The 20,629-nt window shown below is 63.4% G+C and carries 19 protein-coding genes; 12 read left to right on the forward strand and 7 right to left on the reverse strand.

Features of this window, described 5'->3' with window-relative positions; genetic code table 11:
• Positions 1-11: 11 nt before the first annotated feature.
• A complete protein-coding gene (locus IE126_RS19025; protein WP_054303604.1) occupies positions 12-581 on the reverse strand; it encodes a YcbK family protein in 570 nt (189 codons plus the stop codon).
• A 325-nt stretch (positions 582-906) separates the two neighbouring features.
• Between IE126_RS19025 and IE126_RS19030 the strand changes: the two genes are divergently transcribed.
• The 4 genes from IE126_RS19030 to IE126_RS19045 are packed head-to-tail and all read left to right on the forward strand — an operon-like array spanning position 907 to position 5,135.
• A complete protein-coding gene (locus tag IE126_RS19030; RefSeq protein WP_189381868.1) occupies positions 907-2,502 on the forward strand; it encodes a L,D-transpeptidase family protein in 1,596 nt (531 codons plus the stop codon).
• Between the two features lie 41 nt (positions 2,503-2,543).
• Positions 2,544-3,623 (forward strand): UDP-3-O-(3-hydroxymyristoyl)glucosamine N-acyltransferase, encoded by a 1,080-nt coding sequence (locus IE126_RS19035; protein ID WP_189381869.1) that lies wholly within the window; start codon positions 2,544-2,546, stop codon positions 3,621-3,623.
• Between the two features lie 37 nt (positions 3,624-3,660).
• The gene (locus IE126_RS19040) at positions 3,661-3,927 is read left to right on the forward strand and encodes an acyl carrier protein (RefSeq protein ID WP_054303602.1); all 267 of its coding nucleotides are present in this window, start codon (positions 3,661-3,663) and stop codon (positions 3,925-3,927) included.
• On the forward strand, positions 3,924-5,135 hold the full coding sequence (locus IE126_RS19045; protein ID WP_189381870.1) for a beta-ketoacyl-[acyl-carrier-protein] synthase family protein: 1,212 nt from the start codon (positions 3,924-3,926) through the stop codon (positions 5,133-5,135). Before IE126_RS19040 ends, IE126_RS19045 begins: the two co-directional genes overlap by 4 nt.
• A gap of 47 nt (positions 5,136-5,182) precedes the next feature.
• On the opposite strand, the gene IE126_RS19050 is transcribed toward IE126_RS19045, so the two are convergent.
• Positions 5,183-5,848, reverse strand: a complete 666-nt coding sequence (locus IE126_RS19050) for an invasion associated locus B family protein (protein ID WP_108130769.1) — start codon at positions 5,846-5,848, stop codon at positions 5,183-5,185.
• Between the two features lie 506 nt (positions 5,849-6,354).
• On the opposite strand from IE126_RS19050, the gene IE126_RS19055 reads away from it, so the two are divergent.
• Entirely contained in the window at positions 6,355-7,929 is a 1,575-nt protein-coding gene (locus IE126_RS19055) for a helicase HerA-like domain-containing protein (protein ID WP_054303599.1), read from the forward strand.
• Between the two features lie 94 nt (positions 7,930-8,023).
• Positions 8,024-9,406 carry a CAP domain-containing protein gene (locus IE126_RS19060; RefSeq protein WP_189381871.1) on the forward strand — a complete coding sequence of 461 codons (1,383 nt, stop codon included), beginning with the start codon at positions 8,024-8,026 and terminating at the stop codon, positions 9,404-9,406.
• 33 nt (positions 9,407-9,439) lie between these two features.
• Here IE126_RS19060 and IE126_RS19065 read toward each other — a convergent pair whose 3' ends face one another.
• The 4 genes from IE126_RS19065 to IE126_RS26285 are packed head-to-tail and all read right to left on the reverse strand — an operon-like array spanning position 9,440 to position 13,437.
• Entirely contained in the window at positions 9,440-10,765 is a 1,326-nt protein-coding gene (locus IE126_RS19065; RefSeq protein WP_108130772.1) for an HlyC/CorC family transporter, read from the reverse strand.
• Complete coding sequence (locus IE126_RS19070; protein WP_054303596.1) at positions 10,762-11,712, reverse strand: site-specific tyrosine recombinase XerD; 951 nt, start codon at positions 11,710-11,712, stop codon at positions 10,762-10,764. Before IE126_RS19070 ends, IE126_RS19065 begins: the two co-directional genes overlap by 4 nt.
• Positions 11,709-13,313 (reverse strand): hypothetical protein, encoded by a 1,605-nt coding sequence (locus IE126_RS19075; protein WP_108130774.1) that lies wholly within the window; start codon positions 13,311-13,313, stop codon positions 11,709-11,711. The genes IE126_RS19070 and IE126_RS19075 overlap by 4 nt, the downstream gene beginning before the upstream one ends.
• Positions 13,303-13,437, reverse strand: coding sequence for a hypothetical protein (locus IE126_RS26285; protein WP_255349802.1), 135 nt, complete (start codon positions 13,435-13,437; stop codon positions 13,303-13,305). Before IE126_RS26285 ends, IE126_RS19075 begins: the two co-directional genes overlap by 11 nt.
• Before the next feature lie 148 nt (positions 13,438-13,585).
• On the opposite strand from IE126_RS26285, the gene IE126_RS19080 reads away from it, so the two are divergent.
• Positions 13,586-14,158: a shikimate kinase gene (locus IE126_RS19080; RefSeq protein WP_082401024.1), complete on the forward strand. Its 573-nt coding sequence runs from the start codon at positions 13,586-13,588 to the stop codon at positions 14,156-14,158.
• On the forward strand, positions 14,155-15,276 hold the full coding sequence (aroB, locus tag IE126_RS19085; RefSeq protein ID WP_054303594.1) for a 3-dehydroquinate synthase: 1,122 nt from the start codon (positions 14,155-14,157) through the stop codon (positions 15,274-15,276). Before IE126_RS19080 ends, aroB begins: the two co-directional genes overlap by 4 nt.
• A gap of 665 nt (positions 15,277-15,941) precedes the next feature.
• Here aroB and IE126_RS19090 read toward each other — a convergent pair.
• A complete protein-coding gene (locus tag IE126_RS19090) occupies positions 15,942-16,556 on the reverse strand; it encodes a hypothetical protein (protein WP_145693508.1) in 615 nt (204 codons plus the stop codon).
• A gap of 149 nt (positions 16,557-16,705) precedes the next feature.
• On the opposite strand from IE126_RS19090, the gene IE126_RS19095 reads away from it, so the two are divergent.
• From IE126_RS19095 to IE126_RS19110, 4 genes are all read left to right on the forward strand, one after another.
• Complete coding sequence (locus IE126_RS19095; RefSeq protein ID WP_158640432.1) at positions 16,706-16,873, forward strand: hypothetical protein; 168 nt, start codon at positions 16,706-16,708, stop codon at positions 16,871-16,873.
• On the forward strand, positions 16,860-17,066 hold the full coding sequence (locus IE126_RS19100; RefSeq protein ID WP_229825663.1) for a hypothetical protein: 207 nt from the start codon (positions 16,860-16,862) through the stop codon (positions 17,064-17,066). The genes IE126_RS19095 and IE126_RS19100 overlap by 14 nt, the downstream gene beginning before the upstream one ends.
• A gap of 69 nt (positions 17,067-17,135) precedes the next feature.
• Positions 17,136-17,936, forward strand: a complete 801-nt coding sequence (locus tag IE126_RS19105) for a DUF6538 domain-containing protein (protein WP_108126725.1) — start codon at positions 17,136-17,138, stop codon at positions 17,934-17,936.
• Positions 17,937-18,005: 69 nt separating this feature from the next.
• A complete protein-coding gene (locus tag IE126_RS19110) occupies positions 18,006-20,354 on the forward strand; it encodes a hypothetical protein (RefSeq protein WP_189381872.1) in 2,349 nt (782 codons plus the stop codon).
• Positions 20,355-20,629 lie beyond the last annotated feature (275 nt).

Here is a 20,629-nt window from a genome sequence, read left to right on the forward strand (position 1 = left end):
CCGGCCGGGGCTCAGCCGCCCCAGTGCCGGACCGGGCCGCAATCCATATGAACGAAGTTGGACCCGGAATACCGGCCCACACCACCCGAGGCACAGGATTCCGCCGCGCGGGCCATCTGACCCACCGAGCGCGATTTCAGCCGCAGATCGGCTGCCTGACCCTTCATATGCAGCGAGTTTTTCGCCACGCCGCCCGATTTCGACCGCAGCATCGCGTTTGTCTTCGGGCTGCGATAGCCCGACAGCAGCATGAACGGCTCGGACACATCCAGAAGACGGTGCGAGGCTGCCATGATGTCGACCGTGCGCGCATCCATGGATACGGCCTGATCGGTGCGCCAATCGCGCATGAAATGGTTAATTTCCTTCAGGACTTCGGGGATGTACTTCCCTTCAATCCAGTAGATCGTATCAAGGCTTTCGCCCGTCCGACCCGAATACATCCGGATACGCCGGATATCGCCTGCGCCCCGCAACAGCCCGAAAGCGTTGGAGTAGGTGGGTGCTGCCACAACCGCGGTTGCCGCGAACACACCAAGAAGGCCCCGCCGCGTGAACCCGGTTTTTTCTGCCATGCTCATGTGAAAGCCTGTCCTTCGGTCTTCTTATGCCGCTTTTCGTACGGCTCTGCCACTTTTGCCCAAGTGCACGAATTGTATGACACAAGTCGAATCGCAACAGAAGGGGCCAGATCGTCCGCAGGGGTCATTGAACGCCCGATCGGCAAATATTTGCTGAATCCGGCTCAGCGCAGGGAACCGATCGGCATTTCGCGGCTGAGTTGCCGAAATGTGACAAATTCACCCCTTGATTCAGGTATTCGCGCAACGGTCTGAACCGGATGTGAGTGGACTCGGGGCGCCAAATCTCCGAAATTTGCACGAAGTTGAATTGTTCGAGGTCAAGATGCCGCGTTTTCTTCGTCCGCGCCGCAAGGCGATGCCCTGTGCGCTGGCCCTGATGCTGGCCGCCGCGCCGCTGTCGGCGCAGCCGCAGATCAGCCCCTTCGCGCAGACCGTGGCGATTGCCGCCGCGAAGGATGACGCGCTTTCGGCCTTTTATGCAAAACGAAACTACCAGCCGATCTGGACAGCCGCCGATTCTGCCGAACGGCGCGCCATCCTGCTGGGGGCGCTGTCGCGGGCGGCCGATCACGGCCTGCCGGTGCAACGCTATGATGCCCGTGCTCTGTCCGAAGCCCTGCGCGCCGCCCGGACCGAAGGCGACCGCGCCCGCATCGAGGTTCGGATGACGCGGGCGCTCCTGGATTACGCGCACGACCTTCATTCCGGTGTGCTGGAGCCGAAGAAGATCGACTCGACCATCGTGCGCACCCTGCCGCGTCTTGAGGATGCGCAGGTTCTGACGGTCGCAGAAGCCGGGGATCTGGCCGGTTTTCTGGGGTCGCTGGCGCCCACCGCGCCGGCTTATGCGCAGCTGATCAAGGCCAAAATCGGAATCGAGCGTCAGATTGCCCGGGGCGGCTGGGGGGCTGAACTGACGAGCCGCCCCAAACCCGGCAGCAGCGGTGACGCGGTGGTGGCCCTGCGTGACCGTCTGGTCGCCATGGGATATCTCTCGCTCTCTGCCAGCCGCGATTATGACGCCGAGATCCAGCGCGCCGTTCAGCGCTTTCAGCTTGCGCACGGGCTGAACGCCGACGGCATCGTGGACGAAAGCACCCTGACCGAGTTGAACGTGCCGCCCGAACAGCGGCTGAAATCCGTTCTCGTGGCGCTGGAGCGCGAGCGCTGGATGAATATCGAGCGCGGGCGGCGGCATATCTGGGTCAACCAGACCGATTTCACGGCTCGTATCATCGACGATGGCAAGGAAACCTTCGTTACCCGCGCGGTCATCGGCAAGAATGTCCCCGATCAGCGCACGCCCGAATTTTCGGACGAGATGGAATATATGGTGGTGAACCCGAGCTGGTCGGTGCCGCGCTCGATCACCACCAAGGAATATCTGCCGCTTCTGAAGAAGAACCCGAATGCGGCGGGTCATCTGAAGATCGTCGACAGCCGGGGCCGGGTGGTGGATCGCGGCTCGATCAATTTCGGCAAGTATACGGCGGCGAATTTCCCCTTTGCCATGCGCCAGCCGCCTTCGGATGGCAATGCGCTGGGGCTGGTGAAGTTCATGTTCCCGAACCAGTGGAACATCTATCTGCATGATACGCCTTCGAAATCTTTGTTTCAGCGCGAGGTCCGCGCCTTCAGCCACGGCTGTGTCCGGCTGGGCGATCCCTTCGACTTTGCCTATGCGCTTCTGGGGGCGCAAAGCGATGATCCGGTCGGGCTGTTCCAGGGTGTGCTGAAATCCGGACGCGAGCAGGCGATCAAGCTTGAACAGCATGTGCCGGTGCATCTGGTCTATTTCACCGCCTTCCCGGGACCGAAGGGTGAGATGAATTACCGGCGCGACATCTACGGCCGTGACGCGGCCATCTATCAGGCACTGATTGCGGCCGGGGTGGCGCCGGGCGGTCAACAGGGCTAAATCTGGACCGGGGCGCCGGTTGCCCCGGACAAGAGGATGCCATGGCCCATACGATCCGCGACATTGCTACCGCCCTTGGTGCCGAGGCGGCCGGAAACCTTGACCTGACAGTCTCTTGCGCGGCGGAGCCTCATTCGGCAGGGCCTGAGGCGCTTGCTCTGGCGCTGGACCCGAAATATGCGGGGGGGCTTGCCAAAGGGCAGGCGCGGGCGGCAATGCTCTGGCCCGGTGCGGACTGGCAGGAACTGGGGCTGGAGGCGGCCATCTTCGCGCCGCGCGGCCGGCTCGCCATGGCGGGCCTCAGCCGGATGCTGGACGCAGGCCCGGCTATCGCCCCCGGCGTACATGCGATGAGCGTCATCGACCCCACAGCAGAAATCGGCGCCGGTGCGGCCATCGGGCCTTTCGTGACCATCGGCGCGGGCGTACGGATCGGGCCGAATGCCCGCATCGCGGGCCATGTCAGCATTGCGGAAGGCGCGACCATCGGGGCGGATGCGCTGATCCTGCAAGGCGCGCGCATCGGGGCGCGGGTCACCATCGGCGACCGCTTCATCTGCCAGCCCGGCGCGGTGATCGGGGCCGATGGGTTCAGTTTCGTCACACCGGAGCGCAGCGGAGTTGAAGAAATCCGCTCAACCCTTGGACAACGTGACGAAATCCGCGAACAAAGCTGGACGCGCATTCACTCTCTGGGGGCCGTCACCATCGGCGACGATGTGGAAATCGGCGCCAACGCCTGCATCGACCGCGGCACCATCCGCGATACCGCCATCGGATCAGGCACCAAGCTCGATAATCTGGTGCATATCGGGCATAATGTGCAGGTGGGCCGCGATTGCCTTCTCTGCGGACAGGTCGGCATTGCCGGATCGTCCAGAATCGGCGACCGTGTGGTGCTGGCCGGGCAATGTGGTGTGAATGACAATATCTTTGTCGGCGACGATGTGATCGCTGGCGGGGCGACCAAGATCTTCACCAATGCGCCTGCGGGTCGGGTGCTGCTGGGGTATCCGGCGGTGAAGATGGAAACCCAGATCGAGATCAACAAGGCCTTGCGCCGCTTGCCGCGTCTGGCGGCGGCGGTTGCGGAACTTCAGAAAGTTGTTGCAAAGTCTTGATAATCCGACGGGCAATCTCGGGCATCAGGAGTGTGGCATGGGTGAGAGCGTCAAGGAACGGGTGATCGCCATTCTGGCGGAGCAGGCGGTGATGGACACCGCCGACATCCGCATGGAGGACAGCCTGGAGGATCTGGGGCTCGACAGCCTCGGTCTGGTGGAAAGCATCTTCGCCATCGAGGAAGCTTTCGACATTTCGGTTCCGTTCAACGCCAATGAACCGGGCAAGTCGCAGTTCGACATTTCCTCGGTCGCGGCGGTGATCGCGGCGGTCGAGGGGCTGGTGGCGCGGAAGGCTGCATGAAGCGTGTGGTCATTACCGGCGCGGGCACGATCAACGCGCTGGCCCAGGATGTGCAGGGAACCTTCGCCGCGATGCGCGAGGGCCGGGGTGGAATCGGGCCGCTGGACATCCGCGACGTCGACAGGCTGAACGTGAAGATCGGGGCGCAGGTCAAGGGCTGGCACCCGGAGGAACATTTCAGCCGCCAGCAGATCCTGCTGTACGACCGCTATACGCAGTTCACCCTGCACGCGGCGCGGCAGGCCGTGGCGCAGGCCGGGCTAGATTTCGACGGGCATCTCGGCTACGAGACCGGCGTGGTTCTGGGCACCGCCGGGGGCGGGCTGACCACGCAGGACGAGAATTATCGCGCCGTCTATGAGGAGGGGAAGAACCGGGTTCACCCCTTCGTCGTGCCGAAACTGATGAACAACGCCGCTGCCAGCCACCTGTCGATGGAATTCAACATCAAGGGGCCGAGCTTCACGGTGGCCACTGCCTGCGCCAGTTCCAATCATGCGATGGGGCTGGCGTTCCAGATGATCCGGTCGGGCGCCTGCCGCGCCATGCTGACCGGCGGGGCCGAGGCGATGCTGTGTTTCGGCGGCATCAAGGCCTGGGAGGGCTTGCGCGTCATGTCCACCGACGCCTGCCGTCCGTTCAGCCTCAACCGTTCCGGTATGGTGCAGGGCGAAGGTGCCGCGATCTATTTCTTCGAGGAATACGAACAGGCGCGCCGTCGCGGGGCCGAGATCCTGGCCGAGGTGATCGGCTTCGCCATGACGTCAGATGCCTCGGACATCGTGATGCCCTCGAAACAGGGGGCGGCGCGGGCCATTTCCGGGGCGCTGCGCGACGCGGGCCTGAACCCGGAGGATGTGGGCTATATCAATGCGCATGGCACCGGCACCTCGGCCAATGACAAGACAGAATGTGCCGCGATTGCAGATGTCTTCGGGCCGCATGCAGACCGGCTGATGATTTCCTCGACCAAGGCGATGCACGGGCATGCCATCGGCGGCACCGGCGCCATCGAGATGCTGGCCTGTCTGCTGGCCCTGCGTGAGGATATCATCGCGCCGACAATCAGTTATGAGGAGCCGGACCCCGAATGCGCGCTGGATGTTGTGCCGAATGTGGCGCGGCAGGCGCGGGTGCCGGTGGTTCTGTCGAATGCCTTTGCCTTTGGCGGCATGAATGCGGTGCTGGCCCTGCGCCGCGCGCCATAGCAAAAGGCCGCGCCTGAGGCGCGGCCTTCCTTTCATCCGTCAGGCGATCAGTTCGCCGCAGCCGGAGCGGGCAGCGCGTCAAAGCCCTTGGTGAAGCCCTTCAGCGATATGTTCAGAACGACCTTCTGATCAGGCGCGGCCACCGGAACGATGGTCATGGTCGCCTTGTTGCCCTTCTTCATCGTCGCCACTTCCTCGGCGGTGAAGCCGATGCGGGCAACGCAGCTGGCGCGGTCACACCACGAGAAGGGATAGACCTTCGGTTTGCCACCATCGATGGCGATGACGATGTTTTCGGTCAGCAGGGTTTCCAGCGGCGCGGTGATCGAGGCACCGGCCTGCGCCTTTTCCCCCTTGGGCAGCGGGAACATGCCGATCTCGGCGACCGGATTACCCTGCTCGTCTTTCAGAAGCTGGTAAAGCTGGCAAAGGTCCGGCTGGCCTTCGGCACCGCGCATGCAGCGTTCGGCCCAGTCGTCATAGGTTTCCTTGACATAGATCGAACCGGGGCCATCGGCCGGCTGTGCCGCCGGAGCGGGCTGTGCCGGGGCCGGAGCGGGTTCCGCCGGAGCGGTGGTTTCCGGTTGCGCCTGCGTCGTGGTGGTGTCGGCGGGCTGGGTCTCGGTCGGCGCGGTTTCCTGCGCCAGCGCTGCACCTGCCAGACCGAAGGACAGCGTGACAGCCAGAGCCTTGGTCATATCAATCATCGGCATAGCGATTGTTCCTCAAATCATGATGGCCGCCCGTTTAGCATGCGCCGGGCAGGGTGTCAGGCCGGAAAACGGGGCCATGAACGCGAATGTGAGGCTTGGGCGGCGAATTGCCGCGCGGCCGGATCACGAAACGCGACAGGCGGCCCGCAAAATGAAAAAGGGCCGGTAACCCGGCCCTTTTCCTCAACGGATATTGCTCCCTGTCGGACTGGCCGACTTCATTGAGGCTGACGCTACGGCCTGTGCGGCCACAGGTCAACATCTATTTTTGACGCTTTCGTGAAGAAAAACGACGTTTCCGGCAGTCAGCTTTTACGGAAAAAAGCCGCGCCCGGACAGGCGCGGCCAGTCGACAGCGAGGAAGTCACCGCCCCGGCGCGCTGCGGAAAACCGCAAGGGCGCCTGAGACCAGATCAGACTGGCACAAAGCTCTTAACACTGTATTTTCAAGGCGCGCGCAGGCGTGGACCGGAAGGAAAGGGCGGATTGTGAGTGCTGAGCAGGGGATGATCTTCGTGGGCGGTGGTGGCGAGGGCTATGGCACGCCGCAGCAGCTCTTGCTGAAATACGGCAACCGTCACGGGCTGATCGCCGGGGCGACGGGCACGGGCAAGACGATCACGCTGCAAATCCTGGCGGAAGGGTTCTCCGCCGCCGGTGTGCCGGTCTTCCTGTCGGATGTGAAGGGCGATCTGGGTGGGCTGGCGGTGCCCGGTTCACCCGAGGGCAAGCTGCATGACGCCTTTATGAAGCGCGCCGCGACCATCGGGCTGGATCTGGTTTATGGCGCGCCGCCTGTCACCTTCTGGGATCTTTATGGCGAGCAGGGCCACCCCGTCCGCACTACCGTCTCCGAGATGGGCCCCTTGCTGCTGTCGCGGCTGATGGAACTGACCGAACCGCAGGAAGGCGTGATCAACGTGGCCTTCCGGCTGGCGGATGACGAACAGCTTCCGCTGCTGGATCTGAAAGACCTGCAAGCCATGCTGACCTTCATCGCCGAGAATGCGAAGGCGATCTCGGCCCGTTATGGTCTTGTTTCGGCGGAATCGGCGGCAGCGATCCAGCGGCGGCTTCTGGTGCTGGAAAATCAGGGCGGGGCAAAGATGTTCGGCGAACCGGCGCTGGCGCTGGCCGATCTGATGCAGACCGATGCGCAGGGCAGGGGCCGCGTCAATATCCTTGCCGCCGACAAGCTGATGCAGGCGCCGCGTTTGTACGCGACCTTCCTGCTGTGGCTGCTGTCGGAACTGTTCGAGGAGTTGCCCGAGGTGGGCGACCCCGACAAGCCGAAGCTGGTGTTCTTCTTCGATGAAGCGCATCTGCTGTTTGACGGGGCACCCAAAGGCCTGGTCGACAAGGTCGAGCAGGTGGCGCGGCTGATCCGCTCGAAAGGGGTGGGGGTCTATTTCATTACCCAGAACCCGGCCGATGTGCCCGACAAGATCCTCGGCCAGTTGGGCAACCGGGTGCAGCATGCGCTGCGCGCGTTCACCGGTCGCGATCAGGTGGAACTGACACGCGCGGCCGAAACATATCGCCCCAATCCGCGCTTCGATACGAAAGATGCGATCCGCGAAGTCGGTACCGGCGAAGCCGTAACTTCCTTTCTGGAGGCAAAGGGCGTGCCCGGCATGGTGGAACGTACGCTGATCCGGCCCCCTGCCTCACAGATCGGCCCGATCCCGGCTGAGACGCGGGCGGCGATCCTTGCCGCCTCGCCGGTGAAAGGCAAATACGAGACGCTGATCGACCGCGATTCCGCCTATGAGCGGCTGCGGGCGCGATCAGAGGCCGCCGCGCGCGAGGCGGCGGCGCAGGATGAGGCAAAGGCACAGGAAAAGGCGGGCAGCGACTGGAAGATCGACCGCAAGGAAATCGAGGAGTTCCGCAATGCCCGCCGCTACGACCCGAAAGGCGGCAGCAGCGCCGAACGGCCGCGCACTACCAGCCGCAGCAGCAGTTCACGCAGCGACAGCGTGGCCGAGGCCTTTGCCAAAAGCTTTGCCCGGCAACTGGGCACCAAATCCGGGCAGGCGGTTATCCGTGGTGTTCTGGGCACACTTTTCGGCAAGAAATGACCCGAGGAATGGCACGGGAGCGTCACATGCGTGCCGTTATTTGACCCAATATACCAGACTGGCGCATAATGCGCGTGTGATGGGGAGCAAGTGAATGCCGCTGACGAATGCCGAGCAATATGCGCTTGAACTGATCAACCGTGCCCGGCTCGATCCGCTGGCTGAGATGAAGCGTCTTGGCCTGTCGTCCCTGAACGACGGGCTGGCCTCCGGAACCATCAAGGCCACAGCCAAGGAGGCTCTGGCCCCGCAGGAACATCTGGAAAGCTCGGCCCAGGCCTATGCGGTGTGGATCGGCTCCCCGTCCAAGAACGGGCTGAGCTGGCTGGACCTCCAACAGAACTATCTTCCCTATCACTATGGCCCCGGCAAGAATTCGTATGCCGACCGCATTTATGATGCGGACTACAACGGGGGCAGCGGTGCCAACTGGGTCGGGGAAAACCTGACGCTGCGGGATTACAACGGCACCACCTTCGAAAAAAGCGTCGTGGCGCATCATGCGGACTGGATGAACAGCCCGGGTCACCGCCTGAACATCCTGCGCGATGAATTCCGCGAGATCGGTTACGCGCAGGAGCGCGGCACTGTCTCCGGTGTGCCGGTCTCGGTCGCGGTGACCGATTTCGGCAAGGTCGCAAGCCGGGCCTGGGTCACCGGGGTCGCCTATTCCGACCGGGATGGCGACGGATTCTATTCAATGGGCGAGGGCCGGTCGGGTCTGAAAATCTCTGTCGTCAAGGGGGACCGCGACACCACCGCGGGCGCGGGCGGCTATGCCGTGTCGGCCAAGATGGGCAGCGACGTGACGGTAAAGATCGGCAAGGCCATCACGATCGGCGTCGATCTGGCCGAAGGCAACGTGAAGGTCGATCTGGTCAACGGATCTGTGCTGAAGGTCTCCGGCGATGTCACGCTGATCAGCGGCATCGCACGGGCCGAACTCCTCGGGGTTGTCGAGGCCGGGCTGACCGGCAATGACAAGGGCAATATCCTGACCGGCAACAGCGCGCGCAACACGCTGTCGGGTGAGGGCGGCAATGACGTCCTGCGTGGCGGCGGCGGCAATGACGCGCTGTCCGGGGGCAAGGGCCGGGATCGGCTGTATGGTGATTTCGGCAATGACACGCTGACCGGCGGGCAGCAGGGCGACAAGCTTTACGGCGGTGCCGGCAAGGACCGGCTCGCCGGGGAGGCGGGATCGGACATGCTGTATGGCGGGGCCGGGGCCGACACCTTCGTTCTGGGCAAGGGCCATGGCGCGGACCGGGTGATGGATTTCAGCATGGCCGAGCGTGACCGGCTGGCCTTTGACGACAATCTCTGGACCGGCAAGCTGAACGCGCGCCAGGTGGTCGAGAAATTCGCCTCGGTTACCGAGGCAGGGGTGGTGTTCGATTTCGGCCGCGGCAACATGCTGGTGCTGGAAGACCTCACCACGACCGACGGTCTGTCGGCGCGGATCGGGATCTTCTGATCCGCGATCCGCAGCCGCAGGGGATATAGCCCCTTACAGCGGACGAACTTTCAGCCGAGTCAGCCGGTTTTCGCGTTTGGCTGCGACTTCAAAGCGGAAGCCGTGGAAGCTGAAAGCCTGCCCTTCGGCGGGGATCATCTGCGCCTCGTGGATCACCAGACCGGCAATCGTGTTGGCTTCGTCATCGGGCAGGTGCCAGTCCATCGCGCGGTTCAGGTCCCGGATCGTCATGGCGCCGTCGACGACGTAATCGCCGTTTTCGTCGCGGCTCAGCGCCTCTTCCTTCTGCACCACATCGAATTCGTCGGTAATGTCGCCGACGATTTCCTCGATGATGTCCTCCAGCGTGATCAGGCCCTGAATAGCGCCATATTCATCGACGACGATGGCGAAATGCGTGCGCCGCTTGAGGAACTCGCGCATCTGTTCATCCAGCGTCGTGGTCTCGGGCACGAAATAGGGCTTCATCGCCACTTTCATCACGTCGAGTTCGGACAGCGCGTCGGATTTGCCCGAATTCTGGCGCAGCACGCGTTCGACCTCGCGCAGCAGATCCTTCGCATGGATCACGCCGACGATGTTCTCGCTGTCACCACGATAAAGCGGCAGGCGGGTATGCGGCGACGACAGAACCTGCGTCAGGATCGCCTCGGGCGGCAGATCGGCATCGACCATCTCGATATGGCGGCGGTGGCGCATCACCTCTTCCACCGCGCGGTCCCCGAGATGCAGGGCACCCAGCAGGCGGTCACGGTCTTCCTTTTCCACCGCGCCTTCCGAATGGCCCAGCGCAATGGCGCCCACGATTTCCTCGCGCATCGCGAGCATCCGGCCCTCGGGGTCAGGCTTCAGACCCATCAGCCGCAGCAGCCCGCGCACCAGAATGCGCACCAGCAAAACGACCGGCGAGAAAATCACCATCAGAATGCGGATGATCGGCGCGACGCGGGCCGCGACCTGTTCGGGATAGGTGATCGACAGGGTTTTCGGCAGCACCTCGCCAAAGACCAGAACCAGCGCTGTCATCACAAAGGTTGCCAGCGCCACGCCATTCGCGCCGACCAGCCGGGTCAGCAGTGCGGTCGCCAGCGAGGCCGACAGGATATTGACGATATTGTTGCCCAGCAGCAGCGCGCCGATCATGCGCTCGCTGTCTTCCGTCACCCGCATGGCGGCGGCGGCGCCGGTCGATCCCTTGTCTGCCTGCGCTTTGAGCTTACCGCGCGAGGCAGCGGTCAGCGCGGTTTCCGAGCCGGAAAAGAAGGCCGACAGCAACAGAAGGCAGACGATGGCCCCCGCCATGATCCAGTCGGCCGTTTCCAGCAACGGCGCGGCAGCTTCGGCAGTCTCGGGGGTCATTCGTCTTCGGTCCTTCGGGCCAGAGGGTGATGGGTCAGAACAAGGGATTTCAGATGGTCGTCGAGAACGTGGGTATAGATCTCGGTCGTTGCAACATCTGCGTGGCCCAGAAGGGTCTGGATCACGCGCAGATCGGCACCCCCGGCCAGCAGATGCGTTGCGAAGGCATGGCGCAACGTATGGGGTGTGACCTTTCCGGGGGAGACCCCGGCCAGAACCGCAATCTGCTTGATCAGGATGTAGAAATGGTTGCGTGTCAGATGCCCGGCCGCGCCGCGCCCCGGAAACAGGTATTTCGACGGGGCGGCGCCTTCCTTGCGCGCAGCCTCTTCGGCCCGGTCGCGCCGGGCGAGCCAGTCGGCCACCGCCTCGCGCGCCGGGGGGGAGAGCGGCACCATGCGCTCTTTCCCGCCCTTGCCGCGCACGAGGATCATCTGCGGATCACCCCGCACCGCCGCAACCGGTAGTTCGACCAGTTCCGAAACCCGCATCCCGGTGGCATACAGCAATTCCACCAGCGCGCGATTGCGGATCTGGTCGTCCAGCGAGCGGCCCTTGTCGCGCGCAGCCTCCAGCAGGCGGTCAACCTCGTCATGGCTCAGAACCTGGGGCAGTTTCTTTTCGCGCCCCGGCGCAGACAGACGCAGCGCCGGATTGTCGGCCCGCCAATCCTCCTCATGCGCAAAGCGGAACAACTGCCGGATGGCGGACAGCCGCCGTGCGCGGGTGGCGGGCGACAGGCCCCCGGCCTCGCAGGAGATTAGGTAATGCTCCACCCCCTCGCGGTCGACCGAGGTGAAATCCTGTTTGCGATGCCTGAGCCAGCCTGCGAAATCCAGCAGGTCGCGCCCGTAGGCCAGCCGCGTATTGCGCGCAGCCGAACGCTCGGCCGCCTGAGCGTCGAGAAAGGTCGAGATCCAGCGCTCCATACCGGCGGGTGCGGTCATCCGCGCCGCTCCAGCAGCAGAAGCTCCAGCGCGGTGCGGCGGGCGGCATCCTCCAGTCCCATGCGCCGCAGCAGAGACAGGCCCTCGGCCACGCCGCGCGGATCGCCATGCACGCCGCGGCCGACCCGCGCAATCGCCCACAGCAGCGCCTCGCCAAAGCGCCGTTCGTCCAGCAGGCGCTGCGGCTCGGCGGTGATTTCCGGCGCAAGGAAAGCCGGGGCAATGGCGCGCGACATGCTGTCAGGCGGCGTCAGCCCGTTGATTTTTCCGCGCGCAAGCCCGATGAGGAACGCCTCCTGCACATCCGGCTGCGATACCGCTCCGGCACGGTCCTTCGCGGCCCGTTCATAGGCGGGCGACAGCAGTGCGATGTGAAAGGCCAGCGTAGCGGCATCGCCGGTCAGGCCCACCTGCATCAGCCGGTCACCATAAAGGGCGGCAAAGGTCGATTCCAGCTCCGCCCCGACCATCGCCTGCCAGACATCAGGCAGGATGCGCGCAATCCGCGTGCGGTCGCCACCGGACAGCGCGGCATCGAAGCGCTGGAACAGATCGACCCGGTCCCATACCCCGCCAGAGGCGGCAGGCGCCCGCGCGGTATACATGCCCAGCAGAAGATTTGGGGTGATGGCCCCCACGCGTGACAGCCGTTCTGCCGCTTCAACCTGCGCCTTCCAGCCCGCCTGCGGCCGCAATTCGGCATGGGCAAAGGCGATGGGCAGACCGAGCGTTGGCAGGGGCTCGCCGATCGCCTCGTAGATGCGCCAGACCAGCGGTGTCGGCTGGGGAGGCGGAGGAAGCGAGGGGATGCTGTCAGCCAGTTCGGCATCGAGAAACCGCACCAGCAAAACCTCGTCTTCCGGCTCCACCTGGCCAAGCGCGCGGGCAGTGTTCAGCGTCAGGGCGGCGGCGTTCCAGTCGCCCGCCCGTGCCAGGCAGAACACCCGCGCCGTCAGTGTCGGCGCCAGATGCGGTGAGGATTGCATCTCGATGCAGGCACTGTCTTCCTGCCCGGTGAGCAGCGCAATGTCGAACCGGCGGCGGAACAGCTCAGGCGTGCGCGCGCGCACCAGCTGGATCAACCCCGAGGCCTGATCCAGTGCCCCCATCGCCAGCAGCTTGTCGATCCGCGCCAGCAAAAGCCGTCCCTCCGGCCCGCTGTCGACCGGCGGATTGGCCTCGGCCAGCAGAAGCGTGCTGAACAATCCCTGGAGGGTGGGCAGGACCGGCTCTTCCGCTTCGGTGATGGTGCGGGCAAGGTCGCTCGCACGGGTCAGCCCCCACAGATCACGCGGCAGGCCGGTGCGTTCGGCAGGCAACAGCCCCACACTGTCGGGGGTGGGGGCGCCCAGCACCGTCACCGTCACCTCTGCCGGACGCGCATCCTTGGTGACCGCCGGTTCATTGGCGGGCCGTTCGGGCAGTGGCACCGAACTGGGGATCTTGCCACCCTGCGGTGGTGTGGCGCGATGCGATCCGGGCGCTGCAACGGATTTCGACAGCCAGTCGATGGCCGACATCGGATTGTCGGCCCGCGCCGGCATCGCTCCGCCCAGGGTCAGGCAGAGAATCGCCGCGAGTCGCCGCGTCTCAATTCGCATCAAGTGTCACCGGCACCGAAATTTCGCGCGGCTCAGGGTCGGGCAGGCCGAAATAGGCATAGCCCGCAAGCCCCACGAAGCCCAGCATGGCCAGCAGCAGAAGAAGTTTGATGATGCGCCCCATATGCCCGGCCCTCTGACGTGATGTTTATTCCCCGTCACCGCGACCGGCGGGGGTTTGCCGACGATTATATATGGCATTTTGCGCAAGTTCACGCCATTCAGGGCAAAACTTTCTGCGACCGGCAGTCGATTGCCGGACGGGCCGCAGAATGAAGGAAAAAAGGGCGAAGGGGATGGACCGACTGAAGAAGACCGTGGCGCTTGTCGGGATGATGGGTGCGGGCAAGACGGCGGTGGGTACCGCCGTGGCGCGGCTTCTGGGGGTTCCGTTCCGTGATTCCGACGAAGAAATCGTGCAGGCCGCGCAGCGCAGCATCGCCGAAATCTTTGAACGCGACGGCGAGCCGTTCTTCCGCGCCCGCGAGACCGAGGTACTGGGCCGCCTGCTGCGTGGAACGCCCTGTATCCTGTCGACCGGCGGTGGTGCCTTTCTGGCCGAACAGAATCGCGCACTGATCGGCGGGGCAGGGGTTTCGGTCTGGCTTCGGGCCGATCTGGATCTGCTCTGGCAACGCGTGCGGCACAAGACGACCCGGCCGCTGCTGCGCACCGCCAACCCGCGCGAGACGCTGCGCAACCTCTATGAGGCGCGGGTGCCGCTCTATGCGATGGCGGATCTGGTGGTGGATGCGGCGCCCGAACTTTCAATCGACGATATGGCACAGCGCGTGGTTGCCGCCCTTGCGACGCGACCCGATGTGCTGGAAAGGACTGACGCATGACTGGCATCGAAACCGTTCATGTCGCGCTGGGGGCGCGGGCCTATGATGTGCGTATCGGCACCGGGCTGATCGGCGCCGCCGGGCAGGAAATCGCACCGCTGCTGCGGCGCAAGCGCGTGGCTATCGTCAGCGATGCCCATGTCGCCGCCGTGCATCTGGCGCCACTGCAAGCCGCGCTGGCGGCGGAGGGCATCGTCTCCGAGGCGCTGATCCTTCCGCCCGGTGAGGCGACGAAGGGCTGGCCCGAGTTTTCCCGCACCGTCGAATGGCTGCTGGAACAGAAAGTTGAACGCCGGGACATCGTGATTGCACTGGGCGGCGGGGTGATCGGCGATCTGGTCGGCTTCGCCTCCGCCGTGCTGCGACGGGGCGTGCGCTTCGTGCAGATCCCGACCTCGCTTCTGGCCCAGGTCGACAGTTCGGTCGGCGGCAAGACCGGCATCAATACAGCACAGGGCAAGAACCTTGTCGGGGCCTTCCACCAGCCCAGTCTGGTTCTGGCGGATATTGACGTGCTGCAAAGCCTGCCCGCGCGCGATTTCCTGTCGGGCTATGGCGAGGTGGTGAAATACGGCCTTCTGGGCGATTCCGCTTTCTTCGACTGGCTGGAAACCAACGGCCCCGCTCTGGCCGCCGGTGATGCCGACGCCCGGCAATATGCCGTCCGCCGTTCCGTCGAGATGAAGGCCCGGATCGTGGAGCGCGACGAGACGGAGGAGGGCGACCGCGCCCTGCTGAACCTCGGTCACACCTTCTGTCATGCGCTGGAAAAGGCCACCGGCTACAGCGACCGTCTGCTGCACGGCGAAGGTGTCGCCATCGGCTGCGCGCTGGCTTTCGAGCTCAGTCAGCGCCTTGGCCTTTGCTCGCAAGAGGCTCCCAGCCGCGTTCGCGCCCATCTGCGCTCCATGGGGATGAAGGTCGATATGGCGGATATTCCAGGCGATCTGCCGGACGCCACTGCGCTTCTGGCGCTGATGGGGCAGGACAAGAAGGTCATTGATGGCCGCCTGCGCTTCATCCTCGCCCGCGGTATCGGCGGCGCCTTCGTGGCCGAAGACGTACCGGGCGATGCCGTCCACACCCTGCTGACCGAAGCCCTGGCCCGGAAGGGCTGAGGGCAATCGCAATGGCTTCGAAGGCCCGCATCAGGCGGCTGATCTTCGGTCGACCGCACATGTCTGTAAGATTGGCTGGGGTGCCAGGATTCGATGAACGATGGAGACCGCCACAGGGTTTCTGCCGGTCTTGTTGGCTCTGGGGCAACGGGTGGGGCCGAGTGGGACACTATTCGGCCAAGCTATCCGATTTGCTGAGCAGCCTAGAACGCAGTTTCGGTGAGGAACACATCCCCCTGTACACCGTATCCATAGCGAAGACTCAGTGTTTGCCCACTTGTAATAGTAATAGATTCCTCAACTAACGCTCCGGCGCAAATACCGGATGGTTCAGCACTCACGATCACCTTCCCGGCGGGCACATAGAGTGTGACCTTCTCACCAGGCCTGATATTGGCGGCATGTAAGGCGTTAATGTAAACTTTGGTAGCACATGCTCCGCCATAAATTCCTTCGTCACGCTTTACGATTAGGATACCCTTGTCAGGGCCAGGATCTGAGAAAGACTTCGAGAAAACCCTACTAATCGCCACCTCTTTTGCTGAATCATTAGGTAAGGTTTTGGATGAGCATGCAGCAAGAATTGATGCGCAAGTTGTTAAAAATATTATGCCTTTAATCATGCCTAATGACTTTCATCAATGAGCCGCGTATCGAGCTAGGCCTCAAGTGGGAGAAAATAACATATTACCGTCTGTGATCCGGTCTTTGGTCAGGAGATAGTAAGCGTATCCACCAACGATCACGATGGCGACAAAGCCTGTCGCTATGGCCACATTGACCGCCATAGGAACACCTGCAACAAGAATGACTTCATTTGCTGCGATTGCATTCGAGAGGGCAATGGATTTGATGATGGGGAAACCCGCCACGGCTCCAGCAGTTGATTGCCCAATCAACGCGCCTGCTGTGGCTGACGCAGCGAATAGTTTTGCACTAACTGCACTTGTTACTGTTGCGGAGGCAAGCAAGACGCTGGTGGGGCCAAGGGCTAGGATTGAAACCGTTGCTGTAGCAGTGCCAAAAGTAGCCGCTATGAACGCGCCAGCGGTGGCTCCGGCTATAGCGGTAACTTTCGTAGCAATCGCCGTCGCCCCAGAAGCGACGATTGCGGTGCCCGCAGACGCAGACAGAAAGGCTGTCGCACCCGTGCCTACTACAGCGGCCCCTGCGATTTTAGCAGCAACAAAAGCATCCCGATGATCAATTACACCATCCCCATTGACATCAAGGGTCGCCATCATCTTGTTTTTCGCTGCGATGAGCTTCTTGGCTGGCATGCCTAGTCACTTCAATGGGTTGCGTCCACCTCAATAATTAGAAACTTTACTCGTTTTTTGCCCCTTCACAATAGGCTTTTGCCTGACGCGTACAAGAAAAGAGAGATTCCTCCTGTATATGAATTAGGAAGTAGAAACAGGAGCTTACCATGAAGGCGTTCAATATTTTTGGCTTAGCCGGAGGTTTTCTTTTCGCAACGCGTGGCTGGATCAGCCTTATGTTGGTGGTGTGGGTGGCAGGCCGGGTCAGTCATGGGCTGGCCATGGCCTTGTTCAAGGAGTGCCTGAAGGCAGGGTGGTTCGGTGGAACCCGGTGATGTGGTGGTGATCCGGGACTTTGACGAGGTGCCCGAGCATCTGTTCCGCGTCGCACAGGTGCTGGTGGGCGGCATTACGGGGGTGGCTCTGACAGGGCCGCTGGCGGGCGAATACGGGGAGCCGGAACGCTCGATGATACTCAGGGTTCTGGACCCCGAAGAGGCAGGGCAGGGAACCTCGTTATCCCTGTAAGCCAAGGCGAAGCATCAGAAAAATCAGGATCAACTCGAAACTGGGGCCTTTGCCCCAAAAGGAGGACGCATGTCCGTTCGTATTCAGTATGCCTATCTCAAGCAACAGACGTGGCTTTACCGCCGCAACTACCCCAAGGAACTGCAAGCCGTTCTCGGGCAGGCCTACAAGCAGTCGCTCAAGACCGGGGATGCCCGGATTGCAAAGGCACGGGCTGCCGAGGTCAATGCAAAGTATGAGGAGATCATTGCAAAGGCCAAGGCGGGGCAGAAGGTGGAGAAGCCCGAACCTGTCAAGGTTCAGCCTGCGGTCTTTACCCCGGTCGTGGTGGTGGGCAAAAAGACCGTGGCCGAACTGGCGCGGGACTACCTGAACCGCCGTTCGGGAGAGTTGCAGCAAGGCGGATTCAAGTCGGTGCGGTTCTCGGTGGGGCTGTTCGTCTCGGCCTTCGGGGCAAAACCGATCGGGGCAATACGCAGGGAAGATGCCCTGTCCTTCCAGCGGCGGGTTGCCCTTCTCGGCCCGAATGTCGGCAAGTCCGGCAAGACCAAGGGTTTCGGGCTGGACCGGTTGGTGGACCTGAGCACGGGGGACAGGATCAGCGCCAGAACCCAGAAGCGTACCGTGGGGCAGGTGGGGCACTTCATGGACTGGGCGGTCTATGAAGGTCAGCTTTCAGAGAACCCCTTTACGATGGTTCGGGTGGAGGTGAAGGGGAAACCCCGAAGCTATGCCGCCTTGACCGATGACGAGGTGCGCAGGTTGACCGCAGTGGAGGACGGGAGGATTGGCGCTGTCCTGACCACCTGCCTGTTGACCGGGATGCGGGCGGGAGAAGCTGTGGGACTGGTCAGGGAGGATCTGGTCTGAAAGGACAATCTGGGCTGGTTCGCCTGATCCCGAGGTTCTCGGGCTGACAGTGTTCTAGGAGTAAAGAGTATGACCGCCGAACTGACCGGCCTGATTATCAAGCTGGAAGCGCAAACCCGCCAGCTTCAACGCGACTTCTCCCGCGCCAATGCGATACAGGCCAAGGCGTCGCGCCAGATGGAACAGAAGGCCAAGCAAAGCGCCGACAAGATCGCCGCAACCTATGAAGGCATGGGTGGGCGGATCGGCGCGGCCTTCAAAAGCCTCGCCATGCCGAAGATCGCGGGCCTTGCGGGGACGGTGGCCGGTATCGGTGTGGCCGGGGCCGTGACCGCCTATCGCGGCGAGATTCGAAGTATCGCCGAACTGGGCGATGCCGCCAAACGCGCCGGGATGCAGGCCGAGGCGTTTCAGGAATGGCGTTTCGTCGCGGATCAGAACCGGATCAGCATTGACGCGCTGACAGACGGGTTCAAGGAACTGAACCTGCGGGCGGATGAGTTCATCGTTACCGGAACGGGGTCTGCCGCCGAAGCCTTCAAGCGCCTCGGGTTCGGGGCCGAGGAACTGAAAGCCAAGCTGAAAGACCCTTCGGCCCTGATGGTGGAACTTGTCCGGCGAATGGAAGGCTTGGACAAGGCCGCGCAAATCCGCATCGCGGACGAATTGTTCGGGGGCACCGGGGGCGAACAGTTCGTCCAGTTGCTCGACCGGGGCGCGGCGGCAATCTCGGGCCAGATCGGGCGGGCGCGCGACCTTGGTCTGGTGATGGATGCCGATATGATTGCCAAGGCCGCCGAACTGGACGCAAAGTTCGCCGAGGTCGAAACCCGGTTGCAATCCATGTGGCGCAATGGCGTGGTCGGGGCTGCCGAGTTCTTCGGCCTGATCGAACGCGAACGGGTCAAGCTGGACTTCGACCCCGACCTGTTCACGCGGCTGTTCGCCAAGGCCACCGCCGACGCCATGGGCGCCTTGCCCGAGGTTCCGCAAGCGGCGCTGGCAGAGGCCGAGGGGCTGCGGCTGGAATATGTCGCGCTGGCCGATGAAGCGCGGATGCTGGTGCCTGCGCTGTCGGAAGCGTCAACGATGATGCGCGGACTGGGGAACGAGGCCGGGGCTTCGGCGCTGACCGACCTTGCAACCCGTATCGGTGAGGCCGCGCGGGCCTTCGAGGCGGGCACGATCACGGGCGAAGAATACGCGGCCAAGCTGGGCGAGATCGTGACCGAAGCGCAGAACACGCTTGCCGCGATGAATGAGCTGGACCGCGCCAGCCTTGCCGGTGTCATGGGCCAGGTATCGGCCCTTCTGGACTGGATCGGCAAACTTCCGGCTGCCGCCCGTGCAGCCCGTGACGAAATTGCCAGCCTCGCCCTGATGGATACGGGCGTTGCGCTGACGCCCGGTGATGCGAACCTCTTGCCGCCCGCGCCAGTCAGCCCGTTGGCCCCGAAGACCAGCCCGCGCCCGAAGCCTGCGCCGAACGATCCTGACTTCGGTCTGCCCGATCCAAAGGCTTCGGGCGGCGGCAAGGCTGCCGGTGGCCGGGCGCAGGATGAGTTCGCCCGCGCGGTGGAAGGGCTGCAACGCGAACAGGCCGCGCTTGAAGCCGAGGCGGTGGCGCTTCTGGCCGCAGCCGCTGCGGGGCGTGACTATGCCGACGCGATTGCCTTCGCGCATGAGCGGGCGAAGCCGCTGACCGCCGCACAGCGCGAGGGCAGGGCCGTCACGCCCGAACTGTCTGCCGAGATTGACCGGCTGGCCGGGGCCTATGTGCAAGCCGGGAACAAGGCGAAGGAAGCCGCCGACAAGCTGCAACAGATCGAGGAACGCGGAAAGAAAGGGGCCGAGGCCCTGACCAATACTTTCGCGGCGGTGCTGGACGGCAGCAAGAGCGCGAAGGAAGCGCTGGCCGAACTGCTGTTGGAGATCGGCAAGGCGCAGTTGCAGAAGGGCCTTATGGGGCTGTTTGACGGAACCGGCATCGCGGGCTTTGTCGGTGGCCTGCTGGGTTATTCCGATGGTGGCTATACCGGCGACGGGCCGAAGCTGGAACCGGCGGGCGTGGTGCACCGGGGCGAGTTCGTCTTTTCAAAAGAGACGGTGCAGCGCCTCGGGGCGGACAACCTCGCCAGACTCCACCAGAGCGCCCGCAAGGGCTATGCCAGTGGCGGGCTTGTTGGTGATGGCGGGAAGGTCGCAAGGGCCGCTGGTGGCCGTCCTGTGGACTCTGCGCGGATGTCGGCGCCCGTGGTGACGATCAACGCCCCGGTGACGGTGAACGCAACAGGCGGAAGCCCCGAGGCGAACGCCGATCTGGCCGGGAAGATCGCGGCACAGACGGAACGCATGTTCCGGGGCCTGATCGTGGAGGAACTGGTGCGCCAGATGCGCCCCGGTGGGATGCTGCGCTAAGGGCAGGGCCGCAGACTCCATAGGAAGCCCGTAGAACGGCCTTGTGGTGTTCCGGGTGGTTCGGGCCACCGGAAGTGCTGACGAGTCCCTGCGGGGCTTCCTGTGGACTCTGGCGCCGCATGGCGGGTTCCGGGGCCGGGCAGGCGCTTCTTTGTATCACCGGGGAAGGGAAGATGGAATGGTTGCCGCCCTCCCCAAACGGCATCGCGATGTGCCAAGATTGTGGTGTTCAGAGCCACAAAACGGAGAGGACGGCATATAATGGATACTATGAT

The organism is Gemmobacter nanjingensis (genome assembly GCF_014652195.1).
Classification (GTDB): Bacteria; Pseudomonadota; Alphaproteobacteria; order Rhodobacterales; family Rhodobacteraceae; genus Gemmobacter; species Gemmobacter caeni.